13 protein-coding genes and 1 pseudogene are annotated in these 13,301 nt (G+C 46.9%); 9 read left to right on the forward strand and 5 right to left on the reverse strand.

Annotated elements, in window-relative coordinates:
• Position 1: 1 nt before the first annotated feature.
• Positions 2-466, reverse strand: a complete 465-nt coding sequence (locus DYD54_RS04680) for an Lrp/AsnC family transcriptional regulator (protein WP_063513944.1) — start codon at positions 464-466, stop codon at positions 2-4.
• A 245-nt stretch (positions 467-711) separates the two neighbouring features.
• Between DYD54_RS04680 and leuA the strand changes: the two genes are divergently transcribed.
• From leuA to DYD54_RS11900, 3 genes and pseudogenes are all read left to right on the forward strand, one after another.
• On the forward strand, positions 712-2,442 hold the full coding sequence (gene leuA, locus DYD54_RS04685) for a 2-isopropylmalate synthase (RefSeq protein ID WP_063514969.1): 1,731 nt from the start codon (positions 712-714) through the stop codon (positions 2,440-2,442).
• A gap of 117 nt (positions 2,443-2,559) precedes the next feature.
• Positions 2,560-3,732: pseudogene (locus DYD54_RS04690) on the forward strand (helicase HerA-like domain-containing protein); the annotation flags it as partial.
• Positions 3,733-3,790: 58 nt separating this feature from the next.
• Positions 3,791-4,036: a hypothetical protein gene (locus tag DYD54_RS11900; RefSeq protein WP_258555986.1), complete on the forward strand. Its 246-nt coding sequence runs from the start codon at positions 3,791-3,793 to the stop codon at positions 4,034-4,036.
• A 265-nt stretch (positions 4,037-4,301) separates the two neighbouring features.
• On the opposite strand, the gene DYD54_RS04695 is transcribed toward DYD54_RS11900, so the two are convergent.
• Both DYD54_RS04695 and DYD54_RS04700 read right to left on the reverse strand, forming a co-directional pair.
• Positions 4,302-5,000, reverse strand: coding sequence for a DMT family transporter (locus tag DYD54_RS04695; RefSeq protein ID WP_218563642.1), 699 nt, complete (start codon positions 4,998-5,000; stop codon positions 4,302-4,304).
• Between the two features lie 16 nt (positions 5,001-5,016).
• Positions 5,017-5,676, reverse strand: coding sequence for a TerD family protein (locus DYD54_RS04700; RefSeq protein ID WP_063513945.1), 660 nt, complete (start codon positions 5,674-5,676; stop codon positions 5,017-5,019).
• A 268-nt stretch (positions 5,677-5,944) separates the two neighbouring features.
• Here DYD54_RS04700 and DYD54_RS04705 point away from each other — a divergent pair, with 268 nt between their 5' ends.
• On the forward strand, positions 5,945-6,712 hold the full coding sequence (locus tag DYD54_RS04705) for an META domain-containing protein (protein ID WP_063513946.1): 768 nt from the start codon (positions 5,945-5,947) through the stop codon (positions 6,710-6,712).
• Positions 6,713-6,797: 85 nt separating this feature from the next.
• Here the strand turns inward: DYD54_RS04705 and ruvC are convergent, their stop codons facing one another.
• Positions 6,798-7,382 (reverse strand): crossover junction endodeoxyribonuclease RuvC, encoded by a 585-nt coding sequence (gene ruvC, locus DYD54_RS04710; protein ID WP_063514970.1) that lies wholly within the window; start codon positions 7,380-7,382, stop codon positions 6,798-6,800.
• Between the two features lie 170 nt (positions 7,383-7,552).
• Here ruvC and DYD54_RS04715 point away from each other — a divergent pair, with 170 nt between their 5' ends.
• Together DYD54_RS04715 and DYD54_RS04720 are read left to right on the forward strand one after the other, a co-directional pair.
• A complete protein-coding gene (locus tag DYD54_RS04715; protein WP_063513947.1) occupies positions 7,553-8,164 on the forward strand; it encodes an FxsA family protein in 612 nt (203 codons plus the stop codon).
• Between the two features lie 130 nt (positions 8,165-8,294).
• Entirely contained in the window at positions 8,295-8,858 is a 564-nt protein-coding gene (locus DYD54_RS04720; RefSeq protein ID WP_167541388.1) for an MORN repeat-containing protein, read from the forward strand.
• A 41-nt stretch (positions 8,859-8,899) separates the two neighbouring features.
• Here DYD54_RS04720 and DYD54_RS04725 read toward each other — a convergent pair whose 3' ends face one another.
• A complete protein-coding gene (locus tag DYD54_RS04725; RefSeq protein ID WP_063514971.1) occupies positions 8,900-9,841 on the reverse strand; it encodes a LysR substrate-binding domain-containing protein in 942 nt (313 codons plus the stop codon).
• A 273-nt stretch (positions 9,842-10,114) separates the two neighbouring features.
• Here DYD54_RS04725 and DYD54_RS04730 point away from each other — a divergent pair, with 273 nt between their 5' ends.
• The 3 genes from DYD54_RS04730 to DYD54_RS04740 are packed head-to-tail and all read left to right on the forward strand — an operon-like array spanning position 10,115 to position 13,283.
• Entirely contained in the window at positions 10,115-11,647 is a 1,533-nt protein-coding gene (locus DYD54_RS04730) for an AmpG family muropeptide MFS transporter (RefSeq protein ID WP_063513949.1), read from the forward strand.
• Between the two features lie 18 nt (positions 11,648-11,665).
• Positions 11,666-12,505, forward strand: a complete 840-nt coding sequence (gene prmC, locus DYD54_RS04735) for a peptide chain release factor N(5)-glutamine methyltransferase (protein WP_063513950.1) — start codon at positions 11,666-11,668, stop codon at positions 12,503-12,505.
• A complete protein-coding gene (locus DYD54_RS04740; RefSeq protein ID WP_063513951.1) occupies positions 12,498-13,283 on the forward strand; it encodes a HesA/MoeB/ThiF family protein in 786 nt (261 codons plus the stop codon). Before prmC ends, DYD54_RS04740 begins: the two co-directional genes overlap by 8 nt.
• The last annotated feature ends 18 nt before the right edge of the window (positions 13,284-13,301 follow it).

The raw sequence follows: 13,301 nt of genomic DNA on the forward strand, positions 1-13,301 counted from the left end.
TTTAGATGGCAACCCGAGTAAAAACCTCTCTTAACTCAAAACTGGTATGAAGCTGACTGACCCCATCAATTTTGCTCAGCCTATGGAGTAAAAACTCTTCATAATGGCTCATATCACGCACCACCACCTTTAACAGATAATCTTCCGACCGCCCTGTAACAAGACTACACGACACCACTTCATCAAAGGTTTTGATGTGATTTTCAAATTCGCTAAAGCGTTCAGCGGTGTGTTTATCCATACTGACCGCCACAAAGACGGACAATGTGTTGCCAAGCGAGCGTGCGGACGTGTGGGCGTGATAACCTGTGATAACGCCCATGTCTTCAAGTCGTTTGATCCTGCGAATGACAGGCGTGGCGGACAGATTGACCTGCTCACAGATGTCGGCAACAGCAAGGCGGGCGTTGTCCGTGAGTAGTTTTAGGATTTTATGGTCAATGGGATCTAGATTAATGGCGTTCATGTTGAGAAATTATCAAAATTTGGCGGATTTTACCATAAATTCATTATTTTTTGGTAAATATGGCTAAAATCTGCCAAAAATTTTTGTAAAATTGGTAAAAATTAGTGCAAAATTTTGGTATGATAATACAATGATTTATTAAGGTTTCCCGTTTGTCCTGAGTTTATCGAAGGGCAGGAAAACCCTTGTGGTCCGACAAGCTCACCACGAACGGTTTTAATTTAAAAAATATAGCGAGCCTAGCCATGCCAACACCTAAAATCACCCCAAAAAATCCTGCGTTTGATTTTACCAAATATCGCCCTTTTGAATTTGCCCCAAACCTGCCCGACCGCACATGGTGCGACAAACGCATAGAAAAAGCCCCAATCTGGGCGAGCGTGGATTTGCGAGACGGCAACCAAGCCTTGATTGACCCCATGACCATTGAGCAAAAATTACGCTTTTTTAAGTTGCTGGTGGCGGTTGGTTTTAAAGAGATTGAGATTGGTTTTCCGTCTGCCGCCCAAGTGGAATTTGACTTTACACGCTTACTTATTGAAGGAAACCATGTGCCTGATGATGTTACTTTGCAGGTGCTTGTACAGGCTCGTGAGCATTTGATTGAGCGTACCTTTGAGAGCCTAAAAGGGGCAAAACGTGCCATTGTTCACGTTTATAACAGTACGTCAAGGGTACAACGTGATAAGGTGTATCAGCTTGACAAGGACGGCATTAAGGCGATTGCGGTGGGTGGGGCGACTTTGCTAAGAGACATTGCCAAACGTTATCCTGAGACCGAGTGGATTTTTCAGTACAGCCCTGAGAGTTTTAGCCAGACCGAGACCGATTTTGCCGTAGAAGTGTGCCAAGCGGTGTGCGATGTGTGGCGACCCCAAGACGGTCAAAAAGTGATTTTGAACCTACCTGCAACGGTAGAAGCGTCCACGCCCAATCTATATGCCGACCAGATTGAGTATTTTTGTCGTCATTTGCCAAGCCGTAAAGACGTGATTGTGAGCCTACATACGCACAACGACCGTGGCTGTGGCGTGGCGGCAAGTGAGCTTGGCGTGATGGCAGGGGCTGACCGTGTGGAAGGCACATTGTTGGGTAATGGCGAGCGTACGGGCAACATGGATATTTTGACCATGGCGATGAATTTGTATACACAAGGGGTAGACCCTGAGCTTGATTTGTCGCAGGTAAGCGAGATTGTACAAGTGGCGACTGACTGCACCAATCTGCCCGTACACCCACGCCATGCCTATGTCGGTGAACTTGTGTTTACAGCTTTCTCAGGTTCGCACCAAGATGCCATTAAAAAGTCGCTGGATTATAATGAAAAGCACCCTGAAACCGAACAGCATTGGGACGTGGCATACTTACCGATTGACCCTGTGCATATCGGACGCAGTTATCAAGACGTGGTGCGTATCAATAGCCAGTCGGGTAAGGGCGGGGCGGCGTACATCTTACAGCGTCATTATGGCTTTGATTTGCCACGTTGGACACAGATTGATTTTGCCAAAGTGGTGCAGAACCAAGCCGAGAGTTTGGCTCGTGAGCTAAAAACAGATGAGCTCCTTGACATCTTTACCAAGACTTATTTGACCCAAGAGATCTTTAAATTAAGCGATTATCAGATTAACAACAAGGGCGGAGACGTATCCTTTAACGGACAAATCGCCACGCCCATGGACGTGCTAGAAATCATCGGGCAGGGCAATGGGGCATTGTCGGCATTTATTGACGGACTGGTCAAGGCGACAGGTAAGGACATTCACGTGACCAATTACTCCGAACACGCCATTAACATCAAGGCGACCGAGAGCCTGCTTGATGATGAGCTAGGCGACAACCAAACCAACTCAGCGGCGGCATCATACGTTCAGTTAAATATTGACGGCAAAGTGTATTCGGGCATTGGCGTGTGCAGCAGCACCGTATCGTCGATGTTAAAAGGCGTACTATCGGCCTTAGCCCAAACTTGGTAAGATAAGCAAATAAAAAATAGCGCAATCTGTGATTGGATTGCGCTATTTTTGTGATGAAATTTAACAATTTGATAATTTTGACACTGGTGAATTGCGATTCACACCAAAGGATAAACAATGATTCATTTTAATCTAGCAAAGCCAATCGATAACGCCACCGACCTATCTCTGATGGGGAAGATGGCGAACCGCCACGGACTTATCACAGGTGCGACTGGTACGGGTAAGACCATCTCGCTTCGTAAGATGACAGAGGAATTTAGCCGAGCGGGAGTGCCTGTGTTCTTGGCGGACGTGAAGGGTGATTTATCAGGCATTGTCAAGGCAGGCGAGTCAATTGGTAAGGTTGGTGAGCGCATGGCGCAGTTTGGTTTGGATGAGAATTATCTGTCTGGCTTTCCTGTGTGATTTTGGGATGTATTTGGTCAGACAGGCATTCCTGTGCGTGTGACGGTTAGCCAAATGGGTGCGATGCTACTAGCAAGATTGATGAATTTGAATGACACTCAAGAAGAGCTTTTGAATGTTGTATTTAAAGTCGCTGATGATAATGGCTGGCACATCCTAGACCTAAAAGACCTACGTGCGATGCTGACTCACATCTCGGATAATGCCAAAGAATACCGCACCAAATATGGTAACATCTCACCTGCCAGCGTAGGGGCAATTCAGCGTCAGCTACTACAGCTTGAAAGTGAAGGTGCGGATACTTTCTTTGGCGAGCCCGCCCTGAACCTTGAGGATTGGGTGCAAACCGATGACGGCAAAGGCATCATTAACATCCTAAATTCCGAGAAGCTCATGCGTGCGCCACGCTTGTATAGTGCGTTTTTGCTTTGGTTCTTGGCGGAGATTTTTGCGACTTTCCCTGAGGTGGGCGACCTTGATAAGCCAAAATTTGTATTATTCTTTGATGAGGCGCATTTGTTGTTTGATAATTCACCAAAAGCACTGGTAGAGCAGATTGAGCAAGTGGTGCGACTCATTCGTTCAAAAGGTGTGGGTGTGTACTTCGTCACCCAAAATCCCTTGGATTTACCTGAGAGCATCTTGGGTCAATTGGGCAATCGCATCCAGCATGCCTTACGCGCATTCACACCACGCGATCAAAAAGCCGTCAAGGCGGCGGCCGGCATCTTTAGAACCAACCCAAGCATTAACGTCGCAGCTGCCATCAGTGAGCTTGGTGTGGGTGAGGCACTTGTGTCATTCCTAGACGAAAAAGGCATGCCAAACGTTGTCGAGCGCGCTTATGTCCTACCGCCCAGCTCTCAGCTTACGCCGCTAAGCGAGGTGGGAGCGTACCGCCAGCTACCTAAACGATCCGCTGTATGCGCACTATAGAGACATGGTTGAGAATTACTCTGCTTTTGAGGCGTTAGAAGCTAAGGCTGCTCAAGAACAAGCCCAAACTCTAGAGCAATCAAAGGCTGCCCAAGCCCCACAAAAGCAAGAGCTAACCGCCTTGGATGGCTTCATCGGTGGGCTGACAGGTGCCCGCAAAAAAGCGGTCAAGGTGTTGCATACAATGTGGCGGACACGCTTGGCAATCAGCTTAATAAGCAAGTATCCAAAGCCATCAGTCGTGGGCTGATGGGTGTGATTAAGAATTTGTTTAAATAATCAAAACCAAAAACAGCATTCACGACGACTGCTGTTTTTGATTTGACTGCCTAGCAGGGCTATCTCGTTCGCTTTAGTGATAGCATCAAGCCAGTCAAGATGAGCATCGCGCCAAGATAGCCGTATGGTCCTAAGTTATACCAAAAATCATCAGTGCAAAACACTGGCAAATAAAGGGTCGCTTGTCTCGATGATCTGAACTTTGCTGGCATCTCCGTGCGTGATGGCCTTAGTGGCTAAGAAAAACCCGCGATGGCTGGTAGTAACACCAGCGCCATGATGGCACCCATCGCAGTCAAGCTTGGCATCATAAATCCATCTAACAAAAATGACACCAGCAAGTACAAGCTGCCAAACCCAAATAACCAGCACAGCACCGCCAGACCATTGCCAACGTTTAATAATTTACCCAAAAATATAAACAGCGCATACCCAAATCCGCCCAGAAGCGCAAGAATGATACCAAGCATGCTGCCTAAGATACCATGTTCAAATAAAAAGATGAGATAGACACCCATCATGATGGTAATAAATGCTGCTACTTTAAATTTGGTTGGTCTTTCGCCTAGAAAGAGCGCTGCCATCAAGATGGTCGCAGCACCTGCCGCATAAGTTAAAAATACCACTAAGGGAATCGATGCTTCGCTGAACGCCCAAGTCTCAAAGAAATATAAACAAAATATCCCAAAAAAGGATAACAGGGCATAATGATGCCAGTATCGTGAGAGTGTGCGGCATTCGATACGCAACTTGGGCTTTGATAGGCAATAGATAGCAATGATGATAAAGGCGATGAAGCATTTATAAAAGGCGAGAACGCTGGGCGCCAGTCCTGCCTGAAGTCCAAAACGCGTAAATACCCCAATCGTACCATTTAGCATCGCTGCTATGAGTGACAGATATTCAGCGCGCATAGGCGTGATTTTGAGGTTCATCGATCAATCATATCGATTACCAACGCGTGCTATCAGCACTCATCAACTCCGCAGCACTGTCCAGTAATTTTGGCATCTCGTTATGCTTGATGGGGTGTAGTGGTACGTGTACAATCCAATCGTTGTCGTCTTTTTTTAGGTGCCATGCGATGACGGCATGGGTATTTTTGTCAAGTGATGCCAATTCAAACTCATGTGCCAATACGCCATCATTATCTCTTAAGATGCCCAGTCCTTTAGTAGCACGTGTCAGACAGTGACGATGATGGCTGGCGATGACGATGAGAATGTGGTGGGCTTTCTTGTCCAGTTTATCTAGATGTAGGTCGATTTGTTCTTGATTGATGAATTTATCTTCGAAGCTGGTTGTGCCCGTGAGTGCATCGCCGCCATGACGCACACTGTTATCGTCTGTGCGAATGTTACCGTAATAAACGCGTTCTAATTCACTGCCGCTTTGATCCAGCAGTACGCACGCCATGTCAATATCCATGGGTGTTGGCTTCTTATTCATCTTGGGTAGGCGAGACAGAATTGCCTGAATGCCTTCTTTGGCGATGTCTGTCGCTTCGTAGCGCACAGCAGGCGTAATGATTTGCCCACTAAGTCCTAATTCGCTTAGTGTCTTGGGTTCAAAAAAAGCTCTTAATGGTTTATCAATAGGTAATTGCGACATGGTTTTCCCCGTTAATTTTTTGCTATTGTAGCAAATTTTCTATAAAAAACCTAATGTATCAACATAAGGATTTTGATATCATCTAACGAAAATTTGCCAAAATAGATGGCTTGGCACTAAAGTCAATTACCGACCAATAACAAAAACTAACGCACTTGTTTATTCAATTATGCTATCATTGTAGAAAATCAGAACTTATTTTTAATTATTGTTAAATAAATTTAGATCAATCTACCAGTTTTGGATAAAGTTTTTAAAGTTGAATATCATGACAAAAACAATCATTCAAGCCTTAATGCTATGTACGCCATTGGCGTTATTGGGCTGTCAGCACAATAATGATGTGGCGACACCCAATCGCGAGCCGACCACCATCACCAAGTCTTTGGCGGATGAGCTGTACGATTATGATTGGCGGCTTGTTGCGTCTGATGATGCTCGATTTAATCAGTTCATTGAGGCACGCTCGGTGTATTTGACGGCAGCTGAGGATCGATTAAGCTTTGGCGTGGGGTGTAATGTGCATTCGGCTGGCTTTACGCTTGCCAAGGATGTCTTGACCATCAGTGACGGTGTTGCTGCAACTCGCAAAGCGTGCGATCCCAGTGCTCATGAGGCTGAACGAGCGTTGGTAGCGTCATTTAACAATGCCAAATTAACGCTAAAAGTTCAAAACGATCGTCAGGCTGTCCTGACGCACACGCATCAAGGTAAAAGCTGGACATGGCAAGGAATTAAAAAACCTGACGTGCTGTACGGTGAGCCGGTGGTGTTATATTGGGAGATTGAGCCTGAGCCGATATTGTGCGCCAATAACGCCCCAAACTGCCTAAAGGTGCGCAATGTACGCTATGATGAGCAAGGCATTAAGATGGGTGCGGGTGCTTGGCGTGATTTTGATGATGTGATTGAAGGCTATCATCATGAGGCTGGTGTGAGTAAAATCATCCGTCTAAAAGCCTATACGGACAAATCCACAGGCGAAACCGTCCACGTCTATGAAGGCACGGTAGAATATGGATTGGCTGATCGTTGATTGATAGCATACATATAAATAAAGCACCGTGATATGGGTGCTTTATTTATATCTGATGAGAATTTAACACAGTCGAATCAAATCATCAGCGTAAGTTCAAGAAATCTTCTTCGGACAGTCGCCAGCGGCCTTTCTTCTTTGAGCTACTGCGACCTGCCAATGCCGCATTGCCCAGAAGCTTATGCATGGAATGGCTTGAATGCGCATGGCAAATGGCGCACGCCAAACCATCGGCGGCATCCGCTTGCGGCATGACCTTTAATGACAAAATGCGGCACACCATGGCAGAGACTTGTTCCTTGTCGGCGGCGCCATAGCCGCAGACGGCTTGTTTGATTTGGCGGGCGGTGTATTCTGACACCGTCAGATCAAGCGCGGTTAAGGCAGCGATGGCAGCGCCGCGAGCTTGCCCCAGTTTTAGCGCAGAATCAGGGTTGCTTGCCATGAATACCTGCTCAATGGCGGCGTGCATGGGCTGATCGCTGTATTTTTGGTAGTGCTTGACGATACGCGATACCCCGGAGAATATCTGCCCTATGCGTGTCGGCATGTCGCTGCCATCGGTGCGAATCGTCCCTGCATCTAAGAAGGTAAGCTTGTCCGCTTGGGTGCCGATGATGCCATAGCCTGTCATGCGTGAACCAGGATCGATGCCGATGATAAGTGTCATAAAGTTGCCAAAAGTGTCAAAACTGAATAATTGTGCTAAAATCTGAAATGCTGGGCTTGAATTTTTTATATTTGCCCAAATTTTTGAATTTACCAAAAGATTGCCATAGTATAGCGCATTTTTGGTTGTTTTTGAATTTATTCACTGTTTAGGTTTTTTAAGGAAAATATATGGGTGCTGTTGTTGGCATTGCGTTGGTTTGGTTTGTCATTGAGATGCTGCTTTGGTATCTTGTTGCGCAGTTTGTGAGTGGTTGGTGGGTGTTCTTCTGGTTCATCATCGCTGCTGTCATCGGTCTGATGCTGATTAAAAATGCCGCCGCCACGCTTAACCCAATGGCGCAGCAGCTAAAACAAATGCAAAGCGGCGTTATTCCCAATCCTGCCAACCAGCCCGCTGAATCTACCGTTGCCAAGTCAGTTGCAACAGGGATTGCAGGCTTGCTGTTGCTATTGCCAGGCTTATTGAGCGATGCGGGTGCGGTATTGTTGCTATTGCCATTTGTGCAGCGCAAACTTACCACCGCCGCCAAGAATTACGCCCTAAAAAACCAAGACAAGATGATGCAGATGATGTCTCGTCAGATGGGTGGTCAAAGCCCGTTTGGCATGGGCGGCACTGTTAATCTGAATAACCCATTCGGACAAGGCAATCCGTTTGGTCAAGGTGGCGGCTTTAGAGGCTTTGGTAAAGGTGGCTTTAATCAAGGCACGACCGTGGATGGAGAGGCTAAGCCTGTCCAAAAAGACATTAAGCGACTGCCATCTGCCAATGATGAATGATTAAAATCTACCTAACCCGTCCAGTGTGGCGGGTTTTTTATTGCGTACCGTGATTGTTTTGGTTAATATAAAGACTTTATGAAGTGGATAAATGATGATGAGAAAGGCTATTTTTCTTGGTGGAATGTTGATGCTGGTTGGGGCTGTTCACGCCAAAGAGCTGCCCGAAGGGTTTAATGAGCTTATACGCGCCAATGAAGGCTGTCATCTTAACAATCCATTCCCAAAGCCCAAAGAAACTGTCTCATGGACAGGCGGCTGTGTTGATGGTTGGGCTGAAGGATTCGGGGTGATGCGCTGGTATAGTGATGGCGTGCTAACTGATACCTATGTTGGTGAATACAAGAAAGGCAGGATCAATGGCGTGGGGCAGTACACATGGCGAGATGGTGGCGTTCAAACAGGTGTCTGGGTGGATGATGTCATGCAAGGATTTGGCGAGACTATCTCGGGCAAGGGGCTGCATCGTGGCGATGTCTATGTTGGTAATATCAAAGATGGCATGATGCATGGACGAGGTAAGTATCATTTTCACATGCATAATAAAGATTCTCAAAAACTATCGGGTGGCAAAGCGATTGATTTGAGTGACATTGCGGTTCGCAGCGGGAAATATTGGATCCTTGATGTTATTCATGACTATAATGAAGTGGTGGCGGTGTGCGGCATCCATGAGCATGAAGACTGCGAGTAACCAATCCGCGACGTGACACGGATTTGGTGTAAGGTGCTGATTTATCCTGCAAATTGCGATTGGCACAGTTTGATGAATTCGTGCCCAAATTTACGAATCTCGCTGTCGTCACGCACCGCAATCCAACTCGTGAATCGCCCAAAATGCGTGATGGGGATTGCCACAAGGTCTGGATAATGCTTGGGCTCGTAAGCCATCTCAGCGATGATGCCAATGCCAAGACCTGATGATACATAGGTGCTAATCACATCGGAGTCAAGCGCCGCTAGGACGATGTCTGGGGTCAGTCCTTCTTTGGCGAATGCCTTGTCAATCGCACCGCGACCAGTAAAACCGCCATGATATGTCACAATCGGATAGCTCGCCAAAGTAGGCAGATCCACACCATCAATCACGCCTGCCAGCTCCGCCAGTTCGTGATCCTTAGGCACGATGACCACATGCGACCAATCATAATAGCGATGACAGCGCAGAATGTCATTATTGAGCAGGCTCTCGGTAGCGATGCCAATATCGACCTGTCCGCGAATCACCATCTGCGCGATGGTTTCTGGGTCGGCTTGTTGAAGTACCAGATTGACTTTGGAGAATTTCTCGCGGAACGCCTTGATGATGCTAGGCAGAACGTAGCGCGCCTGAGTGTGCGTGGTGGCGACCGTCAATGTACCTGCCGCGGCATTATTAAAATCAAGACTTAGATTCTCAATCGTACGAATCTCAGCAAATATCGCTTCAATGTGCGGCAATAATGCCTTACCAATGGGTGTCAGCCCTGTCAGTCGTTTACCTTGACGTGTGAAGACGTCTGATTTTAGCTGGTTCTCTAGAGCGGCGATTTGTTTGGATAGGCTCGATTGGCTGGTGTGTAGCAGTTCGGCAGCTTGGCTAAGGTTATAGCCATTGACCACGGTGTGCCAGACGGTTTCGAGTTGTTTTAGCTGGATTTGTAGGTGACGCTGATTGATGACGATGTCAATTGCCATGAGAATGCCCGATTGTAAACCAAAAGACCAAAAATGTTCGTAAAAAATAAAGCTGCCGATGAGTGGCTTTAACTCTGCCATTATAAAAATATTGACATAAAAACAAACCGCTAAGACAGTAAAAGTATATTCCAAAATTGAATATACTGCAAAAGTTTATTCTAAATAATGACTTAATTAACAATAAACTTTGCAAAAAAAGCATTTTTATCTTAATATTGCACCATTCATCTTAATTTTAAAGATTTGTATTATTATCAAAAGAGATGGTTCATGACTGACTTAGTTCGCTCGACTTCGTCGTTCGCTGCCTTTAAAGAAGCGTATTTTAACCCGCAGGCGTTTGCCATGCTGTTCTTGGGCTTCGCCGCTGGTGTGCCGATTCTACTGATTTTTAGTAGCTTGGGGCTTTGGCTGCGTGAGGCGGGCATTGATCGCAGTACGGTGACGATGTTTAGCTGGGCGGCTTTGGGTTATTCGTTCAAATTCATCTGGTCGCCTTTGGTGGATGTGTTGCCCGTACCTGTGCTTAATAAATGGCTTGGTCAGCGTCGCGCTTGGCTATTATTGACACAGATAGGCATCATCGGTGCGATCGTGCTCATGGCGAGCGTTGATCCAGCACAGTCTAGGCTATCTATCATGGCGCTGGGTGCGGTGCTGCTTGGCTTCTCGGCGGCGACGCAGGATATTGTGATTGATGCGTATCGTATCGAATCAGCACCCAGTCAGATGCAGACCGCGCTGTCAGCGACTTATGTCGGTGGCTATCGTATCGGTATGATTGTCTCTGGTGCAGGCGCGCTTTATTTGGCGGATTTTTTTGGTTCGAGCGAGGCGGCTTATAGCTACACAGCATGGCAAAAAACCTATCTCATCATGGCAGCGGTTATGCTCATCGCCGTGGCAACGACCTTATTCATTCGTGAGCCAAAATACGCCGCCAAAAAAGAACACATGAATTCAACTCCGGATAATCTGCGCTTGCTTGTTGTCTTTGCGCTGTCAGTGATTGGATTTATCTTCACCTATGTACAGGTGGGCAGTGTGCTACCTGAGACGGATAGCGTGGGTTTAGGTTTCTTGTATGGTGTGGTGCGATTCATATCAAGTGGCATCGTGATGGGTTTGATTGGCTATACGCTGGTACAGGTTGGCTTGGTGGCTAAGACTGTCGCGGCGCGTGCATGGGTGATGCCGATCAGAGATTTCTTTGAGCGTTATGGCAAAAAGTCGCTGTTGGTGCTTGCGCTCATCGGGCTATATCGTATCTCGGACATCGTCGCTGGTAACATCTCTAATATCTTCTATCAAGACATCGGGTTTACAAAGACGCAAATCGCCAATGCGGTGAAAGTCGTTGGTGTGATTGCGTCCATCGGTGGGGGCTTTGTGGGCGGCTGGATCGCCCAAAAAACTGGCGTCATGCGTGCGATGATGATCGGCGCACTGCTTGCCTGTGTGACGAATTTGCTATTTATCTTGTTATTGTATACGCCGACATCGTTCATGATGTATCTGGCGGTCATCACGGATAACTTGGCAGCAGGACTGGCAAGTGCGGTATTTATTGCGTTCTTATCAGCATTAACTTCTATTCGCTTCACGGCGGTTCAGTACGCACTGTTCTCATCACTGATGACGCTGTCGCCAAAGATTCTAGGCGGCTATTCAGGGGCGATCGTGGATGCGACGAACTATTCAGTATTCTTTGCCATTACCTTTGTGATTGGTATTCCGATTCTGTTATTGGTGTATTTGGTGAATAAGTACATCGCCATCGAAGAGCCTGTTATCAAGAAATAGATTCATACTAAAAATCATATGTCAAATCAATCCATCAAAACCATCAAGCAACAATGTCGCACCATGAGCAGTGAGGCATTGCCTTATCATTGGCTTGACGGATGGCTCATGTCTGTGCTAGATAAAGACAAGCTGTTTTTAATGATGCATGATGATTATATGCTGACCGCGGATGAATATGACAGATTCATGCAAGGCGTGGCGCGAATGAGATCAGGCGAGCCGTTGGCATATCTGGTGGGTGAGCAGGATTTTTTTGGGCGTACGTTTAAGGTGAATCCCAGTACGCTGATTCCTAGACCTGACACTGAAAGGCTCATTGAAGCTGTACTTGATTGGCTAAGCGCCCAAACCATAGATTCGCCCAGTATCTTGGATCTGGGTGCTGGTTCAGGGTGTATCGCGATCACGCTCGCTAAAGAATTACCAACCTCGGACGTGCTGGCAGTGGATATGTCGGTAGATGCGCTCACGGTAGCGACACAGAATGGGCTGAGATTGGCTGCGGATAATTGTCGTTTTGTGCAGTCGAATTGGTTCGATGCGGTGCAGGGTGAATTTGATATAATTGTATCTAATCCGCCATATATTGATAAAGCTGATAAGCATCTAAACGCGCTTCATCATGAGCCAATGACGGCGCTCGTGGCGGATGATCTGGGGTTGTCTGACATTATGATGATCATTAGTGGTTCGGTAGAGTATCTAAAATTAGGTGGTCTTCTTGCCATTGAGCATGGTTATGATCAGGGGCAAAGTGTGCGTGAATTATTCATACGCCAAGGCTTTGATGATGTGCAGACCATCAAAGATTATGGTGGTAACGATCGGCTAACGATGGGGGTATGGCATGGCTGACCAAAATACACAAGCAAACACTGAGCTGACAGACAGCGAACTCATGCGCTACTCTCGGCAAATTCTACTAAATGGCTGGGACATGGATGCGCAAATCCGCCTAAAAAATAGCACCGTTCTGATCGTGGGTGCGGGTGGTCTTGGCTGTCCTGTATCTCAAATATTGGCGCGTGCTGGGGTGGGCAGGCTGCACCTGATCGACCATGATGTGGTGGATGATAGCAATCTACAGCGCCAAACATTATTCACCAAAGAAGACATTGGGCAATCCAAAGCCGAAACCGCCTGCCATAAGCTACGTGAACAAAACGAGCTCATCAGCATTGATTATACGGATGTCAAGCTGAACGATGAAAATATCAGTGGCCATCTCGAGCAGGTATCGCCTGATTTGGTGATTGATTGCACGGATAATTTTGCCATCAGGGATCTATTAAATCACGCCTGCCGTCAGCGTGAACTGCCCTTATTGTCCAATTCAGCGATCGCAGAGACGGGGCAGATTGCGCTATTTACCAAGGAAACCGGCTGCTATCAATGCCTGTTCGGTGCCGAGAGGGGTGATGAACTCAACTGCGCGACATCTGGTGTCCTGGGGAGTACGGTATCCATCATCGGCTCGATGAGTGCTCAGGTGGTACTGGATTTTTTGGGGTGTGGAAATAATCCGATCGCTCATGAACTGGTGCTGTGGCAGGGGCGCAGCATGAGCCTGCGCAAGATGAGATTTGCCAAAGATGAGACTTGTGTCATCTGCTCTGCTACCAATGTTATCTGAACTAAAATTATCAATAAA

The organism is Moraxella ovis (genome assembly GCF_900453105.1).
GTDB lineage: Bacteria > Pseudomonadota > Gammaproteobacteria > Pseudomonadales > Moraxellaceae > Moraxella > Moraxella ovis.